16 protein-coding genes and 3 pseudogenes are annotated in these 24242 nt (G+C 69.2%); 7 read left to right on the top strand and 12 right to left on the bottom strand.

Annotation, left to right across the window (positions count from 1 at the left end; all coding sequences use genetic code 11):
* Nucleotides 1-58 precede the first annotated feature (58 nt).
* From OG972_RS13545 to OG972_RS13530, 4 genes are all read right to left on the bottom strand, one after another.
* Nucleotides 59-1819 carry an ABC transporter ATP-binding protein gene (locus tag OG972_RS13545; protein ID WP_266981347.1) on the bottom strand — a complete coding sequence of 587 codons (1761 nt, stop codon included), beginning with the start codon at nt 1817-1819 and terminating at the stop codon, nt 59-61.
* Nucleotides 1816-3600 carry an ABC transporter ATP-binding protein gene (locus OG972_RS13540; RefSeq protein WP_266981345.1) on the bottom strand — a complete coding sequence of 595 codons (1785 nt, stop codon included), beginning with the start codon at nt 3598-3600 and terminating at the stop codon, nt 1816-1818. The genes OG972_RS13545 and OG972_RS13540 overlap by 4 nt, the downstream gene beginning before the upstream one ends.
* A gap of 193 nt (nt 3601-3793) precedes the next feature.
* Nucleotides 3794-4147 carry a hypothetical protein gene (locus tag OG972_RS13535; protein ID WP_266981343.1) on the bottom strand — a complete coding sequence of 118 codons (354 nt, stop codon included), beginning with the start codon at nt 4145-4147 and terminating at the stop codon, nt 3794-3796.
* Nucleotides 4148-4334: 187 nt separating this feature from the next.
* Nucleotides 4335-5390, bottom strand: coding sequence for a MarR family transcriptional regulator (locus OG972_RS13530; RefSeq protein ID WP_266981341.1), 1056 nt, complete (start codon nt 5388-5390; stop codon nt 4335-4337).
* 841 nt (nt 5391-6231) lie between these two features.
* Between OG972_RS13530 and OG972_RS13525 the strand changes: the two genes are divergently transcribed.
* From OG972_RS13525 to OG972_RS13515, 3 genes and pseudogenes are all read left to right on the top strand, one after another.
* Nucleotides 6232-7464 (top strand): helix-turn-helix domain-containing protein, encoded by a 1233-nt coding sequence (locus tag OG972_RS13525; RefSeq protein ID WP_266990467.1) that lies wholly within the window; start codon nt 6232-6234, stop codon nt 7462-7464.
* A 94-nt stretch (nt 7465-7558) separates the two neighbouring features.
* Nucleotides 7559-7789: a hypothetical protein gene (locus tag OG972_RS13520; RefSeq protein ID WP_266981340.1), complete on the top strand. Its 231-nt coding sequence runs from the start codon at nt 7559-7561 to the stop codon at nt 7787-7789.
* A gap of 301 nt (nt 7790-8090) precedes the next feature.
* Nucleotides 8091-8306, top strand: a pseudogene (locus tag OG972_RS13515) (thioredoxin family protein); the annotation flags it as partial.
* Nucleotides 8307-8316: 10 nt separating this feature from the next.
* Here OG972_RS13515 and OG972_RS13510 read toward each other — a convergent pair.
* The 3 genes from OG972_RS13510 to OG972_RS13500 form a co-directional block, all read right to left on the bottom strand.
* Nucleotides 8317-9252 (bottom strand): TIGR04222 domain-containing membrane protein, encoded by a 936-nt coding sequence (locus OG972_RS13510; RefSeq protein ID WP_266981338.1) that lies wholly within the window; start codon nt 9250-9252, stop codon nt 8317-8319.
* Between the two features lie 90 nt (nt 9253-9342).
* Entirely contained in the window at nt 9343-10902 is a 1560-nt protein-coding gene (locus OG972_RS13505) for a zinc ribbon domain-containing protein (RefSeq protein ID WP_266981336.1), read from the bottom strand.
* Nucleotides 10875-11492: a hypothetical protein gene (locus tag OG972_RS13500; protein ID WP_266981334.1), complete on the bottom strand. Its 618-nt coding sequence runs from the start codon at nt 11490-11492 to the stop codon at nt 10875-10877. The genes OG972_RS13505 and OG972_RS13500 overlap by 28 nt, the downstream gene beginning before the upstream one ends.
* Before the next feature lie 277 nt (nt 11493-11769).
* Here OG972_RS13500 and OG972_RS13495 point away from each other — a divergent pair.
* From OG972_RS13495 to OG972_RS49240, 3 genes and pseudogenes are all read left to right on the top strand, one after another.
* A pseudogene (locus tag OG972_RS13495) lies at nt 11770-11973 on the top strand (NAD(P)-binding domain-containing protein); the annotation flags it as partial.
* A 64-nt stretch (nt 11974-12037) separates the two neighbouring features.
* The gene (locus tag OG972_RS13490) at nt 12038-12217 is read left to right on the top strand and encodes a hypothetical protein (protein WP_266991049.1); all 180 of its coding nucleotides are present in this window, start codon (nt 12038-12040) and stop codon (nt 12215-12217) included.
* A 52-nt stretch (nt 12218-12269) separates the two neighbouring features.
* Nucleotides 12270-12748: pseudogene (locus OG972_RS49240) on the top strand (VOC family protein).
* A gap of 18 nt (nt 12749-12766) precedes the next feature.
* Here OG972_RS49240 and OG972_RS13475 read toward each other — a convergent pair.
* Nucleotides 12767-13642: an IS5 family transposase gene (locus OG972_RS13475; protein ID WP_266981332.1), complete on the bottom strand. Its 876-nt coding sequence runs from the start codon at nt 13640-13642 to the stop codon at nt 12767-12769.
* A gap of 207 nt (nt 13643-13849) precedes the next feature.
* On the opposite strand from OG972_RS13475, the gene OG972_RS13470 reads away from it, so the two are divergent.
* Entirely contained in the window at nt 13850-16060 is a 2211-nt protein-coding gene (locus OG972_RS13470; protein ID WP_266990463.1) for a UvrD-helicase domain-containing protein, read from the top strand.
* Here the strand turns inward: OG972_RS13470 and glgB are convergent.
* The 4 genes from glgB to OG972_RS13450 all read right to left on the bottom strand — a co-directional run bounded on the left by glgB (nt 16017) and on the right by OG972_RS13450 (nt 24114).
* Nucleotides 16017-18515 (bottom strand): 1,4-alpha-glucan branching enzyme, encoded by a 2499-nt coding sequence (gene glgB / locus OG972_RS13465; RefSeq protein WP_266981330.1) that lies wholly within the window; start codon nt 18513-18515, stop codon nt 16017-16019. The two genes, OG972_RS13470 and glgB, sit on opposite strands and share 44 nt — an antisense overlap.
* Before the next feature lie 100 nt (nt 18516-18615).
* Nucleotides 18616-20019 carry a phosphotransferase gene (locus OG972_RS13460; protein WP_266981328.1) on the bottom strand — a complete coding sequence of 468 codons (1404 nt, stop codon included), beginning with the start codon at nt 20017-20019 and terminating at the stop codon, nt 18616-18618.
* A gap of 322 nt (nt 20020-20341) precedes the next feature.
* Nucleotides 20342-22048, bottom strand: a complete 1707-nt coding sequence (treS, locus tag OG972_RS13455; RefSeq protein WP_266981327.1) for a maltose alpha-D-glucosyltransferase — start codon at nt 22046-22048, stop codon at nt 20342-20344.
* Nucleotides 22045-24114 carry an alpha-1,4-glucan--maltose-1-phosphate maltosyltransferase gene (locus OG972_RS13450; protein WP_266981326.1) on the bottom strand — a complete coding sequence of 690 codons (2070 nt, stop codon included), beginning with the start codon at nt 24112-24114 and terminating at the stop codon, nt 22045-22047. Before OG972_RS13450 ends, treS begins: the two co-directional genes overlap by 4 nt.
* Between the last annotated feature and the right edge of the window lie 128 nt (nt 24115-24242).

The raw sequence follows: 24242 nt of genomic DNA, 5'->3' as shown, positions 1-24242 counted from the left end.
AGACATGAGTACGCCCTCTGGGAGAGGGTTCCCAGAGGGCGTACGGGTCGCGGGAGACTCAGCTCTCGCCGTTCCACGACCGCCACAGTGCCGCGTACGCTCCGTCCGCGCCGACCAGCTCGTCGTGCGTGCCTAGTTCAACGATGCGGCCGCACTCCATGACGGCGACGCGATCGGCGTCATGTGCGGTCTGAAGCCGGTGGGCGATGGCGATGACCGTACGGTCCGACCGGACGGCGGCTACCGCTCGCTCCGCCTGCCGGGCCGTCGTCGGGTCCAGAAGTGATGTGGCCTCGTCCAGGATCAGGGTGTGCGGGTCCGCCAGATGCACCCTGGCCAGGGTGAGCTGCTGTGCCTGTGCGGCCTCCAGTTCGACTCCGCCCGAGCCCAGCAGGGTGTCCAGACCCTCGGGCAGTTCGGCCACCCAGTCCGCCTCCATCAACCTCAGCGCCGCCAGGATGGCCTCGTCGTCGGCCTCGGGTGCGGCCATGGTTATGTTGTCGCGAAGGGTGCCTATGAACACGTGGTGCTGCTGCGTGATGAGCACGATGCGGTTGCCCAGTTCGCCCGCGGCGGCCAGGTCGGCGACGGGCACGCCCCCGACCAGGATGCTGCCGGTGTCCGGTGTGTCCACACCGGACATCAGCTTGCCGAGGGTGGACTTGCCCGCTCCGGACCGGCCCACCACTGCCAGCCGTTCACCGGGACGGACTTGCAGTTCGACGTCCTTGAGGACTTCTTGGCCGGGGAGGTAGGAGTACCGCACGCCCTTGATCTCGATGAGGTCGTCCGCAGGGGGCCGTACCGGCGTGTCCTGAGTGTGCGACACCAGTCCGACGCCCTTGATGCGTGCGAACGAGGCTCCGCTGCGCTGCAGCTGTTCGACCCAGATGAGCATCTGGTTGAGCGGATCGACCAGCTGCCACATGTACAGGCCGCCCGCTACCACGGCGCCCAGGGGTATCGTCCCGTCGAGGTAGCCGAGCCCGCCCACGAGCAGGATCAGGGCCATGGGCAGGGTGTGCGCGAACTCGGTGACAGGGAACAGCACCGTCCGCAGCGAGAGGGTACGGGTGCTGGCGCGATAGGTGGTGTCGATGGCCTTGTCGAGGGCGTGATTCTGCCGTGCGCGCAGCCCGTAGGCCTCGACGGTGCGGGCGCCGTGCGCGGTGGAGTTGAGGATCTCGGAGACCTCGCCGGCGGCTGCTCCCTCGGCGAGATAGGCGTCGCGGGAGCGCGCCAGGTACCAGCGCATCACCAGCCAGACGAGTGGCAACCCCACCACCGAGCAGAGTCCGAGCAGGGGATCGAGGAGGAAGACTGCAGCGAAGATGAACGCGATCTGGACGCCGGCGATGAAGATGTCCGGGGCCGCATTGCGCAGTGTGGCCGCGACGGTTGAGACGTCCAGGGTGGAGCGGGTGACCAGGTCGCCGGTGCCCACTTCGTCCGCGATCCGTCCCGGCAGCGCGAGGGCACGGTCGATCACCTCCTCACGGAGCCGGGCGAGCGCACGCTCGCCGAAGCGGTGGGAGAGACCTCGGGCACAGCGCGTCAGCACCAACTGGGCTGCCGCGAAGCCCAGAACGGCGGCGGCCTGTGTGTCGACCTCGGAGGCGGACAGGCCGCCGGCCTCGACCTTGGTGACGATGCGGCCAAGGAGCCAGGGACCGGCCGCGCCGGCAAGCGCGGCGAGACAGGTCAGCAGCAGAGTCCCGCAGACGGCGCCCGGGTCGTCCTTCAACATCTGCCAGCCGGCCCTGCGCACGGTCCTGGCATCGGCGACCGGCAGGCGTGGCGTCTCGTCGCGCTGGCTCATCGGGACTCTCCTTCCACGTGCTGCGCCACGGCGGCTTCGCCGTGTATCTCGGTGCTGCCTCGGAAGACCAGCGCCGCGTATTCGGGCTGACTGGCGAGGAGTTCACCGTGTGTGCCGGTCGCCCGTACCTTCCCGTCCACGAGGTAGGCGACTTCGTCGGCCTGACCGAGCACCAGGGGTGAGGTGCTGACGACGAGGGTCGTACGCCCACGGCGATGCCTTGCCACGCGGGCGGCGACGGTCGCCTCCGTGTGCGCGTCCAGTGCGGACGTCGGCTCCACCAGCAGGAGCACCGCCGGATCCGCGAGCAGGGCCCGGGACAGCCGCAACCGCTGACGTTGCCCGCCCGAGACGTTGCGGGCCTGGTTCTCCAGGCGGCTGTCGAGCCCGTCGGGCAGTGCCTCGACGATGTCCTCCGCGGCGGCGGCGCGCAGCACTCGCCGGACTTCATCGTCGGAGTGTTCGGTGCGGCCGGATGCGACAGTCCGCAGGGGCCCCGCGAACATGTAGGCGTCGTTGTCGGCGAGGAGGATGTGGCGTCGCAGAGCGGTGCGGTCCCAGTCGGACAGCATGGTCCCGCCCCAGGAGACGTCGGAGTCCGTGTAGCCGGCCAACCGGTCCACCACTGCGCGTGGCTCGTCGCTGCGGGCACCGACCAGGGCCGTAACCTTGCCTGGGTCGATCACCAGGCCCGACGTGGGGTCGTGCAACGTGCTGGGGGCGTCCGGCGGGTCGAGCCGGGTCCGGTGCTCCTCGGGGGCCGGGGCGAGCGCCAGGATGTCGACCACCCTCCGTGCGGAGACGAGCCCGCGCGGCAGATCGTCCGCCCCTTCGATGAAGAACGAGACGGGCACCAGCAGGGCGGCGACGTATCCGTAGACCGCCACCAGTTCGCCGACGGTGATGGCCCCGCTGGCCGCCATCCGCGCACTGATCCACGTCACGACGGCGAGAAAGACCATGGGAAGGCAGGCGGTGAGTGCCTGGACCCAGCTGGTGATGGCGGCAACGCGATATCCGAGCGGGACGAGGGCCTGGGAGCGTTCCCGGTACCGTCCGGCGAACATGCGCTTGCCGCCGATCCCGTTGAGGACGCTCAGACCGGCCACCATGTCGCCGGCGAGCGAGGTCAGGGTTCCCTGGTCCTCCCGGTAGCGGCTTTCGGCGCCGTGCAACTTCCCCAGCAAGGGGCCCACCGTCAGGGCCAGGGCCGGGACACCGAGAAGGATCACGAGGGCGAGGACGGCGGAGATCCGAAACAGTAGGACGGCGGTCGCGACGTAGGCGAGGACCGCCCCCACGCCGGGACCCGTGACGGTCAGTGTCTGGGCGATCCTGCTGATGTCACCGGCTTGGAGGTGCGCGAGCTCACCCGCGGACACCTGCCGGGGCAGCGTCGATCCCAGCCGGGTGACGTGGCGCGTGACGACCTGGACCGTCCGGTAGGCCGCGTCCACGCGAATGCGCGTCATGGTGCGGTGCCGCAGGATGCCGACGATCGCGATCCCGGCCCCCGTGACGACCACGGCACCGATCCAGAGAAGCAGGGCCCCAGTGTCCCGGGCCCTGAGCCCGTCGTCGATCGTCTTCGACATCAGGTACGGCGGAAGCATGAGCGCGCACATCCACGTGCTGCCCCATGTGGCGCCGAGGAGCACCCGCCTGCGTTGACTCTTCGTCAGCCACCACAGGAACCGCAGGGGACTCCGGTGATCCGGGAGGCCCGGGTCCTTGTAGGGGACCCGGCGCGCACCTGCGGGCAGGTCTGGTCCATGAATCATCTCGGTCGTCCTTGCGTGGATTGAGGGACAGATTCGACTGACCGGAGCGGCGCGGTCTGGGGGCGGCTGGCCGGCCTGGCCGTTCCGGTGCTCCGTGTCGGAGTCGGGGCGGCCGCGCAGGATGTCCGCCGCGGGGCCGTCGGGAGAGCGGGAGACAGACGGACGGTGCGGGTCCGTCTAGTGCTGCGCCGTGTCAGATCGTTGAGGGTGCGTTTGTCCAGACGGTCGGGTCGTTGAGGTAGAGGCCGCACGCGCAGTCGAGAGCTTCTTCCGGTGATCCGGAGGGATAGCCGCTGGGCAGAACGTTGTCCTGGTAGCCGTCGGGGCCGGCGAGGTGGATGGCGAAGCCCCAGGTGTGCAGGACCCCGCCGAAGCGCAGACGGCACAGTGGCAGGGCCTGACCGCCGGGCAACGTCCCTGCGACGTAAGCGAATCCGGCGCGAAAGTGCACGTCGGCACCGGCCGGCTGCGGCCAGCGCGAGCGAGCGTGCTCGTTCAGGCGCCGGCGCAAGTGGTGCTGCATCGACTCCGGCGGGTTCTTCGGCATGCCGCCCATGATGCCTTGGCTTCATTCACTTTCAACGACAGTGCAGATCGACCACGCGGAGGAGATCAACCGCCGGATGCTGAGCTTCATGGACTCCGTCAGCTGACACCTGGCGACGCTGACCGGCCAGGCGGCGGCCCCGGCCTCATGGCGGCCGTCAATGGCCGTTTGCCAGCGTGTGGGAGTGTCAGGGGCGCTTGAGCATGCCTCGGAGTTCGGCGACGAGGCCGCGGACGCCGTCTTCGGCGTTGGCTCCGGTGGCCTGCTCGCTTGCGGCGCCCGGGTCGGACGTGCGGCAGGTGCGGCATAGGCCGTCGGGGAGTGCTTCGGGGTGGCCGGGTGTGCCGCATTCGGTGCATTCCACCATCAGGTGGCGGACGGGAGTACCTGGCGTGGCCGGTGCCCGGGTGGTGGGCAGGTCGGGTGGGATCTTGTCGTTGAGGCGGCGGCGTACGAAGCCGATGGGGGAGTCGACCCGGGCGGGGAGGCCGGAAGTGAGGGCGTGGGTGAGGTAGTCGGCGTCCACGCCACGGGCGAACCACTGGGCGGCCAGTGGTTCCAGGGCGGCGCAGTCGGCGGCGGAGAGGGGCAGGCGAGGTTCGATTCGGCCCAGTTGGGCCAGGGCGAGGTACGCGGGTGAGGGGTCCCCCGGGGTCGGTTCGGGGGCCCGTTGCGGCGGTACGACGGGTACGGGAGCGGGCGAGGCGGGCTGCGTTGCGGGCTCGGCCGGTGTCACGGGGGCCGGTGATTCTGCGTCGGTCTGGGGAGCGGGTGTTTCCGTGGGTGCCCGGGGCGGCGGCTGGGGAGCGGTTGTTGCGGCTGCTTCCTGGGTGGCTCGGTTGTTCTCGGCGTCCAGGAAGGCGCCCCACCATTCGTTGTCGCGGGCGGTGCGGGACCAGAAGGTTCGGGTGACCCAGCGGACCTGGCCGCGCTCCTCGACCCGGCACTGGGCGTACCGCAGGTGACCGGCCACCCCCAGGGCCCTGAGGGCGGTGCCGACGGCCATCTGCCCGTACAGGGGGACGCTCTTGGTCAGCGACTTGATGTCCATGGCCGCACCGTCGGGCAGGTGGTCGACGTATCCGGCGATGTAGCGCTCCCGCTCGGGCAACAGCATGAAGTCGTTGGCGCACGCCGGGTGTTGGTCCGGTGCGGATCGCTTGCCGTAGCCGCGGCTGGCTTTCGCGTACGGGCGCGAGGATGCGGGCGCACGCAGGGCAGGGCTAAAGTTCTCGGTAGCCACAGGATCGGTCTCCGTCGATCTTGGGGTGAGACCCCGGCCCGGTGCGCTAACACCGCGTCGGGGTCGTTTCGTTGTGGGCACCGTAAGCAGCCGCGGTGGCGCGCTGCAAGCTGGTCAGGATTAGTCGTACTTGCTGGCCGTGACGGGTCAGGGAGGGCGAAGAGGATTTCCCAACCCCCTTCTTTCACCTACCGGTCAACCAAGAGCGCTCGAATCCCGGAGCGCGGATCCCGATGCCCGGATCCCGAAGCTCAAGCGTCGGGCCCAGCCCGCTCCTCGTACCCACGAAAGAGTGAACCAACCGGTCCCGAAGCTCGAACCCCGACCCTCGAAGCCCGGGACTCGGGTCTCGAGCCGCAGGGGCGGCTCCGGGCTAATTGTTCGACCGACGGAGCCGGGAGCAGCCACCGCCCGTCGTGGCACTTCGTAAGCTCTCGGCCGATAGTCCGCGTTGTGTTGCTGCTGGAAACTCGACGTCACTGAATTGCTGGGACGTCCATCGAATATCGTCCTGTCGGCATGGCCTGCCGATCGTCGTCGTCGCCATCCGCCTGACGTACGGCTCCCCTCTCACCGCAGACTCATTGTTCGCCTCCTCCCAGGTCTCCCAGCGGCAGGCCGTGTTGGCGCTGCAGGGACATGGAGTCAGGGTCGGGGCGTCGCGTCTACGGCTGATGGGGCCCGGGGTCAAGCGCGGTTGGTCAGAATTCAGCAACCGGCCGGGACCGTCTCACCAGGCTTGCCGTCTTCTTCTCGGTCCCTTATGGAGGTGTTTCGAACGGAAACGGACAGCGCTCCCTCTTCAAGCCCAACGGGCGTACGCTCAAAGGGAGGTGATTCCATGCCGCTGTCCGGGAACATTCGCAGCCTCCGACGCCGCGCCGGCCTGAGTCAGGAACAACTCGCCGAGCTGGCGGACCTGTCTCTGGGTGTCGTTCGAAAAGCCGAGCAGGGCGGAAGTGTGCGGGTCGAGACACTCCACATACTCGCCAGGGCACTTGGCACCACCACATCCAGCCTCTTCGAGACCGCAGCTCCTGAGCCTGTCCGTGGGGACGAAGGTGACAGCGTCCGCCTCATGGAACTTCGCCGCGCGCTCATGCCGCCGGTCGGTCTCTCCGAGGTCCTCGTAGAACCTGAAGGGGCAGTCAGCCGCGCTTCCATTCAGCGGGACATCGACGACTCGCACGCCCTTTACCAAGCCGACCGCTACGACTCCGTCGCGAAGCGCCTGCCAGGTATCCTTCACGCCGCCGAGGCCGCCGTCGTACTCAGCGACGCGGGGGAACCGCGGCAGAGAGCCACCATTGTCAGGGCCAGTGCCTTCCTCCTGACGGGCAAGTACCTGACCCAGGTCCGGCGCTACGACATGGCCTACCACGCCCTCTCACGAGGCATCAGGGACGCCAGGGAGACCGGGCAGACCCTCCTTGCCGCCACCGGGGTCGTCGGTATGGGCTGGCTCCTTCTGCGGCAGGACAGGTTTGACGAAGCTGAACGCCTGGCCACCGTTACGGCCGCTGAGGTAGAGCCGCGTATGTCCAATGCCTTGCCGGGCCAGCTCGCCGTCTGGGGAGAGCTTTGCCAGCGCGTAGCCGCAGCGGCCATGCGGAACAACCGCCTCGAGGCCGCCAAGGAGGCCCGGCGCATGGCTACGACCGCAGCTTCGGCCCTGGACGTCGAACACATCGACTTCCGGGAGCACTGGACCACCTTCGGGCCTGTCACGGCCGAGATGAAGGCGATCGAGGACCTCTCTCTCATCGGCGACGCTCGCGGAGTGCTCAGTCGGGCCGATGAGGGAACTCTGAGCCGCAAGGCGCTGAAGAAGTTCGGTCGACCGAGCGCGAACAACTGGGACCGGCACCGTCTCGACGTCGCCAGGGCCCACGCGATGCTCGGCTCCCACCAGGACGCAATGGACGAGCTGAACACGATCAGGCGGGCCTCTCCCGAGTGGCTGAGGCACCAGCAGATGGCCCGCTACATCATGAGCGACATCCTGGCCGGCCGGAAGCGTACCCTTACCGCGGACATGCGTGACATGGCAGTTCACCTGGGCATCGCCGGGTAGCAACTACGGGGCGTGGTGCCTCCTACCCGGTAGCCGGGAGAGTGCCACGCACCGTGCATGGTTCGGCACACTGCGCCCGCATAGCGTCTTCATTATGGCGAACAACCAGCAGACCGGCCCCCGTTTCGGGGCGGTAGTCAGGGACACGAAGACCGACTGCTTCGGCGTCGTGATGGGCACCATCGGCGGGTGCATCCAGCTCCGCCCGATCAGCGGCGGACTGTCGTGGGAGGCCGAGCCGGACGACATCGAGGCGCTCTCCTTGCGCAAGGAGTTGACTGTACGACTTGCTGCACTCAACGCCGATTCCAGGCGCGGAGTATGAGCGAACCCCGGGCCATCGTGAGGCACGTCCACTGGACCCTCGCGCCGAACCAGGAGCGGGATGCCGAGCCTCAGACGTACGCCATGCTGTGTGTCGTCTGCGGAGAGTCCTCCTCTGCGGCGGAGGGCTGGGACGCCCTGCAGAGCTGGGCTCTTTCGCACTCGGGGCGTACCTCCTCCCATCACGCGTACCGAGAGCTGCCCATTACCACCGGCGTCCTCTCGCGGGATCGTGCGCTTGGCCTTGATCACTCTCCGGCTGCCGGGACCGGGCTCGGCTACTTCTTGTGCCGCCAGCTCGCCCCGTGCTCAGCGCGATCGCCGCCGAGGAGGCCGGGCGCATCAAGATCGTCCAGCTCGATGTCGACCACAACCCCGGGATCGCGAGCCGGTACGGAGTGCTGTCGATGCCGACGCTGATGGTGTTCCGGTCCGGCGAGCCGGTGCAGTCGATGGTGGGCGCCCGGCCCAAGCGCAGGCTCCTCCAGGAGCTGGAGGACGTGCTCGAAAAGGTGTGAGCCACAACGCTCAGTAGTTTCCGCCGCCACAGCTGCTGCCACCGCCGCAGCTGTGGTGGTGACCTCCTCCGTCGTACGAGGAGCCGTGCGAGCCGTGGGAGCTGCCGGATCCATAGGAGCTGTGGTCGCTGCCGGTGCCGCTGCTGTCCGGGCTCCGGTCGTCGTCCGAATCCAGTGCCTTCCCGTACTTGATCAGCATCCGGCCCACCGACGGCAGACGGCCCCCGCCCCCGTCCCACCGCCGAGAGCGCCGGCGCTCACCCGGCAGCGCGCTGCGCCCGTCGAACACCACGGCCCCCAGCGCGGCCGATGCCCACAGCTCGCCGGTGCGCATCGCTGCGAGGCGGCGACGGCCCGCCGGGGTCAGCGGACCCCGCGCCGGGCACAGCACCCGCACGGCCAGACAGCAGGCGCCCACCGCGATGAACGGTGCCGCCTGCCGCAGCCCCTGCGGGACGGCGAAGGCGGCCAGGACCGCTGTGCTGCACACCACGACGACCAGGCCACGTGCGGCGTACAGACGGGCCAGGGCGCGTGGCGGGGCCATCAGCAGACCGTGCGGGACGAGCCGGTCGCCGATCTCGCGTACGGCCCCGGACCGCACCGCCCGTACCCGCAGCAGCGTCGGGGTCGTGGAACCGGAGGTCCGCCACTTCTCCACCACGGCTTGCTCCACCGGATGCTCGGGTTCCGTCCAGGGCTCGGGCAACCGCAGCCGCCCACCCGAGCCGATCACGACGTTGTTGTCGCTGCCCCACAGGGTGTGGAGCGCCGCCTCCACCACCCGCTCCGGTCCGCCCGCCAGAAACGCCGCATCGTACGGACCCAGTTCGGGCGCGCGCTCCCGGCGCCGCCACGGCAGCAGTCGCCGACCGGAGAGGGCCAGGCAGGCGGTGGCAGTGACCAGTGCGGTCGCGGCGTCGATGAGCGTGAGCGTGGTCCACATGGCAGCCCCCGATCCGGACGTGCTCCGGATGAATGTGCGTATGCGAGGGGTATCTCCGTGTGGAAGCACGGCCAATCCGAACAAGCGTCTCTAGAACTCTGTGTGTGCCTGTGGTTTCCGGGCTTTTCGGGCGCGGCGTGGCCGTGTGCGGTTGCCGTCCGGTGGTCCGATCCTCGGGGTGAGGGGGTGGGCCTGGGTGGCGTGCAGGTGGTGGAAGCCGGTCCGCTCGGCGGCGCGGGTGCGCCGTCGACAGGTTCTGCGTGAGAGCCGCCTGCGTCCGGGTGGAAGAAGGTCTTCTTCCACCCGGTCATGGGCGGGTACTCCATGACCTGGCACCGGCCCGAAGGAGGTGGGTGCCTGTGTGTCATGCCCCGCCGGACGCTGGACCACCCCGGTGGGGGTGGTGGCGGGGACCGTACGCACTTCGGGCATACGGCGGGAAGTCTTCGGGCCCGGGACCCGCCTCTGGGCGGCGTGCGGGGCGCCTCGGTGCTGGGGACCGGTGGGTCTGCTGGGGGTGGGGCGCCCCTTGCCCGGGGTGGTCTTCGGCCCGTCCGGGCGGTGCGGGGCCTGCTCCGCTTGGCGTTGGCGGCGCAGACGGCGGGTGGTCTTCTTCGGGCGGCGGACCAGGGTCACGGTGCCGTCGATGGTGGTGCGGATGGTGCGGGTGTTGGTGGTGCGGTCGGTGGTGGTGTGGGTCTGGCCGAGCAGGCCGCGGGAGACGATCCGGCGGGCGGCGGCATGGTCGCGGTCCATGGACAGCCCGCACCTGGTGCAGTACGCCCATTTCCAGCCGCGTTCGGCCAGCCGGTCGGGGGCGGGGTGGTGGGTCAGGGTGGCCAGGCAGCCGGGGCACAGTTTGGAGGTGCCGCGGGCCGGGACGGTGACCACCGCGATGCCCGCCTTCGCACCCAGGTGCCGGATCGCCTCGGCCACGGTGCCACGCACCTGCCCGGACAGGCGGGCGTTGCCGCGCCGGTGGCCGCGGGCTTCCAGGGTGGCCAGGTCTTCGAGGTAGATGACGCTCGCGCCGAGCGCTACCGCCTGGTCGACGGCCCAGCGGGCCGCCGCCCAGGCCAGCGCCGCATTCACGTGCCGGATCCGGGCACACACCCGCCAGTGCTCGACCTCCAGCACCAGGGCCCGGTCGAGGTGTTCGCCCCAGGCCAGGTGCGGGGAACCGAGCCCGTCGGCGAGGGCCCGGTAGTGATCGCGCTTGGCGGCGAGGTGCTCGCGGACGCCGCGCAGCCGGTGCAGGGTGGCACTGACCGTGGTGGCGTCGAAGATCAGCGGCCGCCCGTCGGTGACCACCCGCTTGGACCGGCCCTTGCCGGTCAGGCGGCCGAGCGTGCCGGTGAGCAGGGTGTTGACACCCCAGTCGAAGCCGACCGCCACGGTATGCCCGCTCGCCTTGACGGCCGGGGCGGGCCGGGAGTGCGGCAGATCCACCGCGATCCTCCCGGCCCGAGTGGGGCGCAGGGTCGGGGTGTGCAGCACCGAGTCCACCCCGACGGTGCCGGGCAGCCGGAGGTCGATCACGTGCCAGGCCCAGTCACGGCCCGAGGCGGGGATAGCGTTCAGCGGGAGCTTGACCCGCAGCCGGGCGGTGGTCTCATCCACCCTCACCAGGGTGACCTGCTGGCGGTCCATCGCCGCAAGGAGCACCTGCGGTGCGACCTGCGGCGGCCCCTCCAGTACGCACAATCCGGCGGGCAGGCACCCGTGCTCGGCCACGTACGCACGGATTTGGCGGATACGGTTACGGATTTCGGCACCCGCCACCCGGCGGGCAGCAGCTTCCGCAACGCCGCCCACTCCGCCTCGGTACGCCGACACGGATCGGCGGGCCACGTGGCCAGGACCGCGGTCACGATACTGCGGCGGTACGCGGCCAGGCGCAGCGTCCTGGCCGCGTACTCCTCGGCACCCCGCCGCACCCGGTCCGACACATACACCCCGGCCGGGGGTGTGACGCCCTGCGGCCAGTTGAGGCGACGCAGCGCCATCCAGCCCTTGGACGGCAGCGCCTCGCCCCGCTCATCCACCCCGGCGGCCAGCACGTCCAGACAGTCCTCGTCCCACCGGGAAGCCACCAGAGCACCGGTCAGCTCCCGGCTCAACCGGGCCCAAAACCCCACCCGTTCCCACAGCAAGCCCTGCCCGACCCGCTCACCGCTGCCCTCCAGGACACCACGGAAGGCGGTACAGGTGGCCGTCGCCATCAACCTGGCCACACCCACCACCCCCCTTCCTTTTCCGCACGATCCCGGTCGTTCCCCGGAGCGGCCGCCCCCGGCACTCCGATCGGTCTAACGAACGACCATCACACAAGGACACGGCCTCACCAGGTCCCGTCGATCCGCCCGAGCCCCCGCACCCCGAGGGGCACCGCAGCGCACGGGAAACCACGACCGTCGCCATCCCGCGACGCAGAGAAGGAGGAACGCCCCCACTCACAAAAGCAGCGGAAACCATTACCAGGTAGGAGGAAACGGGTGGTCGACTTCTGCTGCGACGGTGACCGTGATCGGACTGGGTGCGATGGGTCGGGCCCTCGCTGTGGCCTTCCTGGACGCCGGCCATCCCACCATCAACTGGAACCGTTCCTCGGGTAAGGGCGAAGAGCTCGTCGCCCGTGGCGCGATCCGCGCGGACTCGGCCGAAGAGGCAGTCCGGGCGAGCGAGTTGGCGATCGTGTGCGTCGTCGACCACGAGGCCTCGCACCGCCGTGGCCGGGTTGCCGGGCGGCGATCCCGTCGATCCCGTCTGCGGACCGTAGGAGCCCGTGCCGGCGCTGCCGTCGGACTTCCACGTGCTCGCGGTCCGGGCCATCGATCGCATCCTTGCGCCCGACTCCGAGCTCGCGGCCCTCCGGGTCGACTCCGGCGACGCCGACTTGTGGCGGGGCGTTCTCGTACGGCGGCGCGCCGTGCTCGATGCGACGGGCGCGCCGACCCTCTGCTAGGGCCTGTTGCGAAAGTGGATCGTCTGTCAGACCTGTCTGGGATGCTCCGAGCATGGAGATGACGCTACAACTGACGATCGACTGCTCCGATCCGCAGAAAATGGTGACCTTCTGGGCCGAGGCCCTGGGCTACGTGCCTGAGCCTCCGCCGGGCGGGCACGCCACGTGGCGTGCTTACTGGGCGTCGATGGGGGTGCCCGAGGCAGAGTTGCCGGCCGGTGCCGGGGACATTCCGGAGTCGATCATCGATCCTGCGGGACGAGGACCGAGGGTGTGGTTCCAGCAGGTTCCGGAGCCGAAGGTCGCCAAGAACCGGTGGCACTTCGACCTGAAGGTCGGTGGGGGCCGTGACGTCCCACTGGACGTCCGCACACAGCGGGTCAAGGCTACGGTGGAACGGCTGGTCAAAGCTGGTGCCACCATGCTGCGGATTCTGGTGCCACCATGCTGCGGATTAAGGATGAGCCGGACATGGGGCTCTACGCCGCCGCTATGCAGGACCCCGAGGGCAACGAATTCGACGTCGTCTGAGGGCCGTTGCGACGCTGGTCACAGCCACTCGTTCACGGCTGCGACCAGCACCGTCGCCTCGTAGCGGACGGAGAGCTTGTCGTACCTCGTGGCCACTGCTCTGTGCCTTTTGAGGCGGTTGATCTCGCACTCGACCGCATGGCGCTCGCGGTAATCCACCGCGTCGAAACGCGGCGGTCGGCCGCCACGGGAGCCGAGCTTCCTGCGGTTGCGGGCCTGGTCAGCCTTGTAGGGGATGGTGCAGCGGATTCCACGGCGGCGCAGGTAGGCGCGGTTCTTGCGGGAAGAGTACGCCCGATCGGCGCGTACTCGATCGGGGCGGACGCGTGGCCGGCCCGATCCGATGCGGGGTACGCGGACATTCTCCAGCACGGGCTCGAACTGCGGCGAGTCGCCGCGCTGCCCGGCCGTCACCACGATCGACATGGGCTTTTGGCCCTGCTCGACCGCCACGTGCAACTTGGTGGTGAACCCGCCACGTGAGCGTCCCAGCCCGTGATCACAGGGCTCGGCCAGCACTCCGCCCGGTGGTTCCTTCTGTAGGTCCCCCTGCTTCCTGGCCCCTGCCGCATGCCGATGGGCGCGACACACTGTGGAATCGACGCTCAGGTCCCACGTGATCCCGCCCTTCGCGTCGGCCTGGGACTGGAGTCGAGTGAGGACCCGGTGCCAGGTGCCGTCTCGTTGCCATCGGCGGAACAGATCGTAGATCCGGCCCCACGGACCGTACTCGACGGGCACATCCCGCCAAGGAACTCCTGTCCGAACCCGGAAGCGTATGCCGTCGATCAGCTGCCGCCGGGGCCAGATGGGCGGTCGTCCCACCTTCGCTCCCTTGGGCAACAACGGCTCCAACATCGCCCACTGTGCATCCGTGAGATCTCCCCGCGCCATGAACCACGATCATTCATCACTCAAGATCCACTTTCGATACACGCCCTAAGCCTCTCCTGGAGGCAAACAAAAACCCCGGTCCGAATTGACGGCCGGGGTATTTCTTCGCCTATATTGAATAGTTCCCTGTGCGCATAGTGCGCAATATGCGGAAAACCTCAATAACCATACTCTATCGCCTCAGGGGCTGAATTGTCAATCGAGGAAATGCGGCAGGAACAGCAATTCGTCTCCCTCGCCCACGAGCGGCTCGACCAGCTCCGGGTAGCGGCCGAAGCCGCCATGCGCGCCACGATTGCGCAGCTCAGTACCGGTCGACAGGCGCGGGTGGAGCGCGATATCGGCGTCGCCGAGCACTCCGCCTCGCTCGCCGCGCTGAATGCAGCCGGCACGGGACTCTGTTTCGGACGGATCGACAGGCGCGACGGAGTCACCTACCACATCGGGCGCACCGGAATCCGGCGGGACGACGCCGAGCGGACCCCGTTGCTGATCGACTGGCGGGCTCCCGTCGCGCGGCCGTTCTATCTCGCGACCGGGTATGAACCGATGGGGCTGCGCCGCAGGAGGCATATCACCACGCAGGGGCGCACGGTCACCGGGTTGCACGACGAGATCATGGATCTCGCCGACACCACCCGCACCGGATACGAGTCGCACGACGCCGACGAGGTGCTGCTCGCCGCGCTGAACAGCGCCCGCACGGGCCGGATGGGCGACATCGTCTCGACCATCCAGGCCGAGCAGGACCACATCATCCGCGCCCCGCAGCGCGGGGTGCTCGTCGTCGAGGGAGGGCCGGGCACCGGGAAGACCGCGGTCGCGCTGCACCGGGCCGCGTATCTGCTGTACGCGCACCGGGAGCAGCTCGCCAAGCGGGCCGTGCTGATCGTCGGGCCCAACCCGGCCTTCCTCGGCTACATCGGCGACGTGCTGCCCTCGCTCGGTGAGACCGGCGTGCTGCTGTCGACGGTCGGCGAACTGTTCCCCGGCGTGCACGCCACCGGCACCGACAGCCCCGCGGCCGCCGCCGTGAAGGGCCGGGCGGACATGGCCGGCGTACTGGCCGAGGCCGTACGGGACCGGCAGCAGGTGCCCGAGAAGGGCGAGCCGATTGTCATCGCGCACGACGACGGGGAGCTGATCCTCGACTGGGGCATGGCGGTCGAAGCGCGGCACAAGGCCCGCGAGACCGGGCTGCCGCACAATCTCGCCCTGCCCACCTTCGCCTTCCGGATCATCGACGATCTCACCACGCAGCTCGCCGACCGCATCGGCGCCGACCCCTACGGCGGCCCGAACTTCCTCGGCCCCGACGACATCGCCCAGCTCGGCAAGGGCATCGCCGCCAGCGCGGAGGTGCACGCCGCCATCACCTCCCTGTGGCCCCCGCTCACCCCACAGGAGTTCCTCGCCGGCTATCTGGAGGAGCCCACGCATCTGGCCGAGGACGATGCCGAGCTGCTCCGGCGCGCGAAGAAGGCCGCCTGGACACCTGCCGACGTGCCGCTCCTCGACGAGGCCGCCGAGCTCCTCGGTGCGGACGACTCCGCCGCCCGGGCCGCCGCCGAGGCCGAGCGGGCCCGCCAGATCGCCTACGCGCAGGGCGTCCTCGACGTCTCGTACGCCTCCCGTACCTACGAGTTCGAGGACAAGGAGGACATCGACGAGGACGCCTCCGAGGTCCTCGCGGCGCACGACATCATCGACGCCGAACGGTTCGCCGAGCGTCAGGAGGAGGCCGACCACCGCAGTGCCGCCGAGCGCGCCGCCGCCGACCGGACCTGGGCGTTCGGGCACATCATCGTCGACGAGGCGCAGGAGCTGTCGGCCATGGCCTGGCGGCTGCTGATGCGCCGCAGCCCGACCCGCTCGATGACCCTGGTCGGTGACCCGGCCCAGACCGGCGACCTGGCAGGCTGCGACTCCTGGCAGGAGATCCTCGCGCCGTACGTCCAGGACCGCTGGCAGCTGGCCCGGCTCGGGGTCAACTACCGTACGCCCGCCGAGATCATGGAGTACGCGGCCGAGCGGCGCCGGGCCACCGATCCCGCCTTCGAACCTCCGCGCTCCATCCGCTCCACCGGTGCACGGCCCTGGGAGCGCACCCTGCCGCTCGCCGATGTGGCCGGGCTCGCCGAGGCCGAGACCCCGGCGGAGGGCAGGCTCGCCGTCATCGCCCCGCGCGAGCTCCACGCGGAACTCACAGGACTCGACGTCGGGCCGCTGGATCTGCACCGGCCCGTCGTCCTGCTCGACTCGCGTCAGGCCAAGGGCCTGGAGTTCGACACGGTTCTCGTCGTCGCGCCCTCGCTGATGACCGCCAACGATCTCTATGTGGCCCTGACCCGGGCCACCCAGCGGCTCGGGATCATCACACCGGCTTCAGCCACACCGTCGCCAGCGGCGGCAGAGTGAGCTGGACGCTCGTGCGGTGACCGTGGGCGGCGACGGACTCCGGCTTCAGCGGATCCGGGTTGAGGACGTCACCGCCGCCGTACCGTGCAGCGTCCGTGTTGAGCACCTCCGCCCAGGCGGACACGGACGGCGGCACGCCCAGCCGGTACTCGTGGCGGACCACCGGCGAGAAGTTCGACACCGCGAGCAGCGGCGCACCGTCCGCGTCGAAACGCAGGAAGGCGAAGACATTGTCCTCGGCGGCTCCGCCGTCGACCCAGGCGAAGCCCTCGGGGACGGTGTCCCGCTGCCACAGCGCCGGTGTCGCCGCGTACACCGCGTTCAGCTCACGCACCAGGTCCCGTACGCCCCGGTGGTCGCTCTCCGCCTCGTACGACGGGTCGAGCAGCCACCAGTCGGGACCGTGCCCCTCGGACCATTCCGCGCCCTGGGCGAACTCCTGCCCCATGAAGAGGAGTTGCTTGCCCGGGTGGGCCCACATGAAGCCGAGGTAGGCCCGGTGATTGGCGCGCTGCTGCCACCAGTCGCCGGGCATCTTGCTGACCAGCGACTGCTTGCCGTGCACGACCTCGTCGTGCGAGATCGGCAGCACGTAGTTCTCGCTGTACGCGTACACCATCGAGAACGTCATCTCGTTGTGGTGGTACTTGCGGTGCACCGGTTCCTTCGACACGTACTCCAGGGAGTCGTGCATCCAGCCCATGTTCCACTTCAGCCCGAAGCCGAGACCGCCGAATCCGCCGGGGCCGACATGATGCGTGGCGCGCGTGACGCCGTCCCAGGCCGTGGACTCCTCGGCGATGGTGACGACACCCGGATTGCGCCGGTAGACCGTGGCGTTCATCTCCTGGAGGAAGGCGACGGCATCCAGATTCTCCCGGCCGCCGTGCTCGTTCGGAGCCCAATCCCCGTTCTCGCGCGAGTAGTCCAGGTAGAGCATCGAGGCGACGGCATCGACTCGCAGCCCGTCGATGTGGAACTCCTCGCACCAGTACGTGGCATTGGCGACCAGGAAGTTGCGCACCTCGGTGCGGCCGAAGTCGAATTCGAGCGTGCCCCAGTCGGGGTGCGCGGCTCGTGACGGGTCCGAGTGCTCGTACAGCGGACGGCCGTCGAATTCGGCAAGTGCCCAGTCGTCACGCGGGAAGTGCGCGGGCACCCAGTCGACGATGACGCCGATGCCGGCCCGGTGCAGTGCGTCGATGAGGTACCGGAAGTCGTCCGGTGATCCCATCCGCGAGGTCGGGGCGAAGAAGCCGGTGACCTGATAGCCCCAGGAGCCGCCGAACGGATGCTCGGAGACCGGCATCAGCTCCACATGCGTGAACCCCAGATCACGTACGTAGGCAGGGAGTTGCTCGGCGAGCCTGCGGTACGTGAGACCGGGTCGCCAGGACGGCAGATGCACCTCGTAGACCGAGAACGGTGCCTCGTGCACGGGTACGTCCCCGCGGTGCGCCATCCACTCCTGATCCTGCCACTCATGGTGCGAGGCCGTCACGATCGAGGCAGTGGCGGGCGGGACCTCGGCATGGCGGGCCATCGGGTCGGCGCGCACCGTGTGGGAACCGTCCGGACGGCAGATGTCGAACTTGTAGAGCGTGCCCTCCCCGATCGCGGGAAGGAACAATTCCCAGACCCCGGTCGAACCGAGCGAGCGCATCGGGAAGCCCGTACCGTCCCAGTAGTTGAAGTCCCCGACGACCCGGACCCCGCGGGCATTGGGCGCCCAGACGGTGAACCGAGTACCGGTGACGCCCTGGTGCTCCATGGGCTGCGCACCGAGGGCCGTCCACAGTTCCTCGTGCCGCCCCTCGCCGATCAGATGCAGATCGAGATCGCCGAGCGCCGGCAGGAATCGGTACGGATCCTGGACCTCGATCTCGTTGTCCTCGTAGCCGACCAGGAGCTGGTACTCGGGGACGGTGGGCATCGGCAACAGCCCGGAGAACAGCCCGTCGCCGTCGTCGTGAAGCTCCGCCCGCAGCCCCTTGGCGAGCACGGTCACGGAACGTGCGTACGGACGCAGCACCCGGAGCACCACACCGCCGCGGACCATGTGCGCGCCGAGCAGATCGTGCGGTGCGTGGTGCTCACCGGCGAGCAGCCGCCCGCGGTCGCCGTCGTCGAGGGCGCGCACCGTCCGGACCCCGCGGCCACCGCCGCCCGTGCGCCGGGGACGGGGCGGTGCGGCAGTGGACCGTTTCTCCGCCCCCTTCTTCCGCTTGGCGGGGGATGGCGTTGAGGCCGAGGGGCTCGCGGGTGCTGACGGTGCCGCGGGGGCCGGAGTCGCTTCTGGCGTTGCCGGGGTCGCGGCGGCCGCGGCGGTGACTGGAGTCACGTCGGTTGTGGGTGTCGGGACCGGCCCCGGGGGCGCTGGCTCGACGGGCGTCGGTGGGGGCGACGCGGCCACGGTGGGATCGGGCGCGGTGCGGGACGGCTTGCGGGCGGTCACAGGGACTGCCTCCTCGGGGGGTGTGGGTGAATCGGGGCGGGGCGGGGCGTGACGGGCGGGGGAGCGCAGCCGTGGCCGAAACCGGGCGGTGTGCGGCGCATCAGTCGACGGCGGCGGCCAGACGTTGGATGGCGGCCATCGGCACCGGCAGCCAGTCGGGCCGGTGCCGGGCCTCGTACACCACCTCGTACACCGCCTTGTCCGTCTCGTGGGCCCGCAACAACTCCGGTTCGCTGCGCGGATCGACGCCCGCGGCCTCCGCGTACCCGTCGCAGTAGGCAGTCCGGCAGTGTGCCGCCCAGTCGGCGTTCCAGGGCCGGTGGGAGCGGGCCGCGTAGTCGAAGGAACGGAGCATGCCCGCGATGTCGCGCACCGGAGGCTGCGGACGGCGGCGTTCCCTCAGGGGCCGCGCCGGTTCGCCCTCGAAGTCGATCAGTGACCAGAAGCCGTCGGCCGCGCGCAGGGTCTGGCCGAGATGGAGATCGCCGTGCACGCGCTGTGCGGCCCAGCTGCGGCCCTTGTGGCCCAGTGCGGCAACGGCGTCGAACGCCGTACGCAGCCCGGGAACATACGGCACCAGCGCCGGTACCGCGTGGGCAGCCGCCTCCAGCCGCTCCATCATCCCGGCGGCGAGATGCTCGGTCTGGGAGCGTCGCAGCACGGGCGTCGGCAGCGCGGTGGCGAGTGCCGTGTGCACTTCGGCGGTGGCGCGTCCGAGTGCGCGGGCCTCACGGGTGAAGTCATGGCCCGTGGCCAGTGCCCGTAGCGCGAGCTGCCAGCCGTCCTCCGCGCCCCGCAGGAAGGGCTGGAGAACGCCGAGGGTGAGCGGCTCCGATGCTGTCGCCTCGAACCAGGCGACGGGTTCCGGAACCCGACCGCAGCCCTCCCGGGAGAGGGCGCGCGGCAGTTCCAGATCGGGATTGGTCCCCGGGAAGACCCTGCGGAAGATCTTCAGGATGTAGGCGTTGCCGTAGACGAGCGAGGAGTTGGACTGCTCCGTGTCGAGCACCCGCGGGGTGAGCCCGGCGGGGATGGCGGCGGCGCCCCGGTCGAAACGGAGGGGGCCGAGGGTGCCGGGGGTGCGCAACCGTTCCAGCAGAAGTTCGGCGAGCCGCGGATCGTGCAGCCCCTCGTAGACCGCCAGACCGGCGAGTGGACCTCCCTTCACATGGCCGATGAGGGCGGGGGCGAGCCATGGTGGCAGTGTGGCCCGGACTCCGAGCAGCATCTGGTAGCAGTCGTCGGGCGAGGCCGGCATGGACGGCTGATGGACCCGGACCAGCAGATGGAGCAGCCCGGGCCCGTTGTCGGCGCTGCTCCCTGCGGATTCGGTATCCACCGGCAGTATTTCGGTCGCCGAGACAAGGGAGAAAGCCGTGACCGGCTGCCCCTTGCCTGCGAACCACCGCTGCCGGGGCAGCCACTCATGCAGCAGTGGGGCGAGTGACGGGAGTAGTGCTGTGCTGTTGGCGAGGGCGACCCGAGTGGATGCAGCCTTCGACATGGCATCGCGTCCTTTCCCCGGGCACACCACAGGATGCGAAGAGTGTCCCGGATTGCGGCAATAGCTGTCCGGCTGTGCGGGACGTGTCGGGTCAGGATGGTCCGTACGGACTCGACATGCGGGGCTCCAAGAACCCCGGAAGCTCCCTGGGGCCCCCGCCGGACTCCGAAGAACTCCGAAGAACTCCGGCGGACTCCGCCGAACTCCGGAGCACTTTGGTGAATTCGGGGAGAGAAGCCCTGAAGAGCTCGATGTGGGGGAGATTGCCCCGTGCGGGGCGGCGGAAACCGCCCCGCTGGGTATGTGCGGAAGTGGCGCCGCATCAGATCGGCGGCGCGTCCTTCCGCAACCTGAACCAGTAGAACCCGTGCCCGGCGAGAGTCAGCAGGTAGGGCCACTGGCCGATGGCCGGGAAGCGCACCCCGCCGATCAGCTCCACCGGATGACGCCCGTTGAATGTCCGCAGATCGAGCTCCGTCGGCTGTGCGAACCGCGAGAAGTTGTGCACGCACAGCACGAGATCGTCCTTGTACTCACGGGTGAAGGCGAGCACCGCGGGGTTCGAGGACGGCAGTTCGTTGTACGAACCGAGGCCGAAGGCCCGATTCTGCTTACGGATCTCGATCATCCGTCGCGTCCAGTGCAGCAGCGACGACGGCGAGGCCATCGCCGCCTCGACGTTGGTCACCTGGTAGCCGTAGACCGGGTCCATGATCGTGGGGAGGTAGAGCCGCCCCGGATCGCTGGAGGAGAATCCCGCGTTCCGGTCGGGCGTCCACTGCATCGGGGTGCGTACGGCATCCCGGTCGCCCAGCCAGATGTTGTCGCCCATCCCGATCTCGTCCCCGTAGTACAGAATCGGGGAGCCCGGCAGCGACAGGAGCAGAGCCGTGAACAGCTCGATCTGGTTGCGGTCGTTGTCCAGGAGGGACGCGAGGCGCCGCCGGATGCCGATGTTGGCACGCATCCGCGGATCCTTGGCGTACTCCGCGTACATGTAGTCGCGCTCTTCGTCCGTGACCATCTCGAGCGTGAGCTCGTCGTGGTTGCGCAGGAAGATGCCCCACTGGCAACCGGACGGAATCGCCGGGGTCTTCGCCAGGATTTCCGAGACCGGATAGCGGCTCTCGCGGCGTACGGCCATGAAGATGCGCGGCATCACGGGGAAATGGAACGCCATGTGGCACTCGTCGCCGCCGGCCGGGAAGTCACCGAAGTAGTCGACGACGTCTTCCGGCCACTGATTGGCCTCGGCGAGCAGCACGGTGTCCGGGTAGTGCGCGTCGATCTCCTTGCGCACCCGCTTGAGGAACTGGTGGGTCTCCGGCAGGTTCTCGCAGTTGGTGCCCTCCCGCTGGTACAGGTACGGCACGGCGTCGACGCGGAAGCCATCGATACCGAGATCCAGCCAGAACCGGAGGGCGGAGATGATCTCCTCCTGCACCGCCGGGTTCTCGTAGTTGAGATCCGGCTGGTGGGAGAAGAACCGGTGCCAGTAGTACTGCTTGCGCACCGGGTCGAAGGTCCAGTTGGACGTCTCCGTGTCGACGAAGATGATCCGCGCGTCAGGGAACTGCTTGTCGTCGTCGGCCCAGACGTAGTAGTCGCCGTACGGCCCGTCGGGATCGCTGCGCGACTGCTGGAACCAGTCGTGCTGATCGCTCGTGTGGTTCATGACGAAGTCGATGATCACGCGCATCCCGCGATGGTGCGCGGCATCGACGAACTCCACGAAGTCGGCGAGATCGCCGAACTCCGGCAGTACGGCGGTGTAGTCGGAGACGTCGTATCCGCCGTCGCGCAGGGGCGACTTGAAGAACGGCGGCAGCCAGAGGCAGTCGACGCCCAGCCACTGCAGGTAGTCCAACTTGGCAGTGAGGCCTTTGAGATCGCCGATGCCGTCGCCGTTGGAGTCGTGGAAGGACCGGACGAGGACCTCGTAGAAGACGGCGCGCTTGAACCAGTCGGGATCCCGGTCCTTGGCAGGGGTGTCCTCGAACGTGTCGTGGACGGGCTCATTGACAATCATGGTGTGGGTGACCCTCCGGTCGGCGGGGACGGTCGCAGGACGACGATGTGCGCGGGCGTGACGCCCGGCTCTAGGCGCACATAGAAGTTCCTGCCCCAGTGATAGGTGTGGCCGGTGAGCTCGTCGCGCACCGGCACGGTCTCGTGCCAGTCGAGGCCGAGTTGCGGCATGTCCAACGAGACCGTGGCCTCCTGGGTGTGGTGAGGGTCGAGGTTGACGACCACCAGAACGATGTTCGAACCCGAGCGCTTGCTGTAAACGATCAGCGCGTCGTTGTCGGCGGCGTGGAAGTGCACGTCGCGCAGCTGCTGCAGTGCGGGATGGCGGCGCCTGATCCGGTTGAGCGAGGTGATGAGCGGAGCGAGGGAACGGCCCTCGCGCTCCGCCGACTCCCAGTCCCTGGGCCGGATTTCGTACTTCTCCGAGTTCAGGTACTCCTCGCTGCCGGCCCGCACCGGGGTGTTCTCGCACAGCTCGTACCCCGCGTACACGCCCCAGGACGGCGAGAGCGTGGCGGCGAGCACGGCCCGCGCCTCGAAGGCCGGGCGTCCGCCGTCCTGGAGATAGCCCGGCAGGATGTCCGGGGTGTTCACGAAGAAGTTGGGCCGCATGTAGGAGGCCGCTTCACCGGCCAGCTCGGTGACGTACTCCGTGAGCTCCTGCCTGGTATTGCGCCAGGTGAAGTACGTGTACGACTGCTGGAAACCGACCGTCGCGAGCGCATGCATCATCGCGGGGCGGGTGAACGCCTCGGCCAGGAAAATCACATCGGGGTCGGTGCGGTTGATGTCGGCGATCACCTTCTCCCAGAAGATCACCGGCTTGGTGTGCGGATTGTCGACGCGGAAGATCCGTACGCCGTGGTCCATCCAGAACCGCAGGATGCGGACGGTCTCTGCGACCAGCCCCCGCAGATCCTTGTCGAAGGCGATCGGATAGATGTCCTGGTACTTCTTGGGCGGGTTCTCCGCGTACGCGATCGTGCCGTCCGAGCGGTGGTGGAACCACTCGGGATGTTTCTCCACCCACGGATGGTCGGGAGAGCACTGGAGCGCGAAGTCCAGCGCGATCTCCATACGGAGGGTGCGGGCGGTCTCGACGAAGTGGTCGAAGTCGTCGAGCGTGCCGAGTTCGGGGTGGACGGCATCGTGACCGCCCTCGGCCGAACCGATCGCCCACGGCACCCCCACGTCGTTCGCGCCCGGGGACAACGAGTTGTTCGGGCCCTTGCGATGGGTGGTCCCGATGGGGTGGACGGGCGGCAGATAGACGACGTCGAACCCCATGGAGGCAACCGCGGGAAGCCGCTCGGCGGCAGTACGGAAGGTGCCGCTGACAACCCTTCCCCGGTGCCCCTGCCCCTGCAGATGGTCCGCCGCCTTCCCCGCACTGCCCCTTCTCGTGGCCTTTGTCGCCGTCGTCGGCTCGGCCGGCTCGAACCTGGCGCCCTCCGACCGCGGGAAGAGTTCGTACCAGGAACCGAACAGGGCCCGTCGGCGCTCGACGACGAGGGGGAGCGGGCGGGCCGCGGTCACCAGTTCGCGAAGAGGATGGCGGGTGAGCGCGGCGGTGGCCTCGGGGGCGAGCGCGGCGGCGAGCCGCGCGGCGGCCGGACGTGACTCGTCGCGCAACGCATCGACCGCGGCCAGCACCGCCTCACGCCCATCCCGTTTCGGTACGCCCCCGGCCGCCCGCTCGTACAGCTCGGCGCCCTCCGCCAGCACGAGCGCGGTGTCGATCCCCGCCGGGATCTTGATCTGTGCGTGCCGGCGCCAGGTGGTCACCGGATCGCTCCAGGCCTCGACCGTGTACGTCCAGTGCCCCTCGGAGTCCGGCGTGACATCGGCGCCCCAGCGGTCGGTGCCGGGAGCGAGCTCACGCATCGGCGTCCACGGGCCCGGGCGGCCGCTCGGATCCCGCAGAACGGCATTGGCGGCGACCGCCTCATGTCCCTCACGGAAGACGGTGGCCGTGACCTGGAAGGTCTCACCGGCAACGGCCTTGGCGGGCCTTCTGCCGCAATCGACGAGAGGACGGACGTCGAGGACGGGAATGCGACCGATCATGGAATCACCTGGGGACTGGAACTCGGGCTGCACGGAACGCGGTGCGGGCGTGGAGAGAGGTGTGCGTACGCCGCGACTGTGGGGGTCCGTCCTTTCTAGCTGCTCCGTTGACGGCTGATGGGGTGTGA

The organism is Streptomyces sp. NBC_01669, from assembly GCF_026339735.1.
GTDB lineage: Bacteria > Actinomycetota > Actinomycetes > Streptomycetales > Streptomycetaceae > Streptomyces > Streptomyces yanii.
Note: the sequence above shows the minus strand (reverse complement) of the source record. Positions and strands in the feature narration are given on the sequence as shown.

Excerpts from the sequence above, each read along its gene's own strand:
- treS (WP_266981327.1), bottom strand. The coding sequence starts at position 22,048 with ATGATTGTCAATGAGCCCGTCCACGACACGTTCGAGGACACCCCTGCC.
- OG972_RS13525 (WP_266990467.1), top strand. The coding sequence starts at position 6,232 with ATGCCGCTGTCCGGGAACATTCGCAGCCTCCGACGCCGCGCCGGCCTG.
- OG972_RS13475 (WP_266981332.1), bottom strand. The coding sequence starts at position 13,642 with ATGGCGCGGGGAGATCTCACGGATGCACAGTGGGCGATGTTGGAGCCG.
- OG972_RS13535 (WP_266981343.1), bottom strand. The coding sequence starts at position 4,147 with ATGCCGAAGAACCCGCCGGAGTCGATGCAGCACCACTTGCGCCGGCGC.
- OG972_RS13520 (WP_266981340.1), top strand. The coding sequence starts at position 7,559 with ATGGCGAACAACCAGCAGACCGGCCCCCGTTTCGGGGCGGTAGTCAGG.
- OG972_RS13460 (WP_266981328.1), bottom strand. The coding sequence starts at position 20,019 with ATGTCGAAGGCTGCATCCACTCGGGTCGCCCTCGCCAACAGCACAGCA.
- OG972_RS13450 (WP_266981326.1), bottom strand. The coding sequence starts at position 24,114 with ATGATCGGTCGCATTCCCGTCCTCGACGTCCGTCCTCTCGTCGATTGC.
- OG972_RS13505 (WP_266981336.1), bottom strand. The coding sequence starts at position 10,902 with ATGGACCGCCAGCAGGTCACCCTGGTGAGGGTGGATGAGACCACCGCC.
- OG972_RS13545 (WP_266981347.1), bottom strand. The coding sequence starts at position 1,819 with ATGAGCCAGCGCGACGAGACGCCACGCCTGCCGGTCGCCGATGCCAGG.
- OG972_RS13540 (WP_266981345.1), bottom strand. The coding sequence starts at position 3,600 with ATGATTCATGGACCAGACCTGCCCGCAGGTGCGCGCCGGGTCCCCTAC.
- OG972_RS13510 (WP_266981338.1), bottom strand. The coding sequence starts at position 9,252 with ATGTGGACCACGCTCACGCTCATCGACGCCGCGACCGCACTGGTCACT.
- OG972_RS13470 (WP_266990463.1), top strand. The coding sequence starts at position 13,850 with ATGCGGCAGGAACAGCAATTCGTCTCCCTCGCCCACGAGCGGCTCGAC.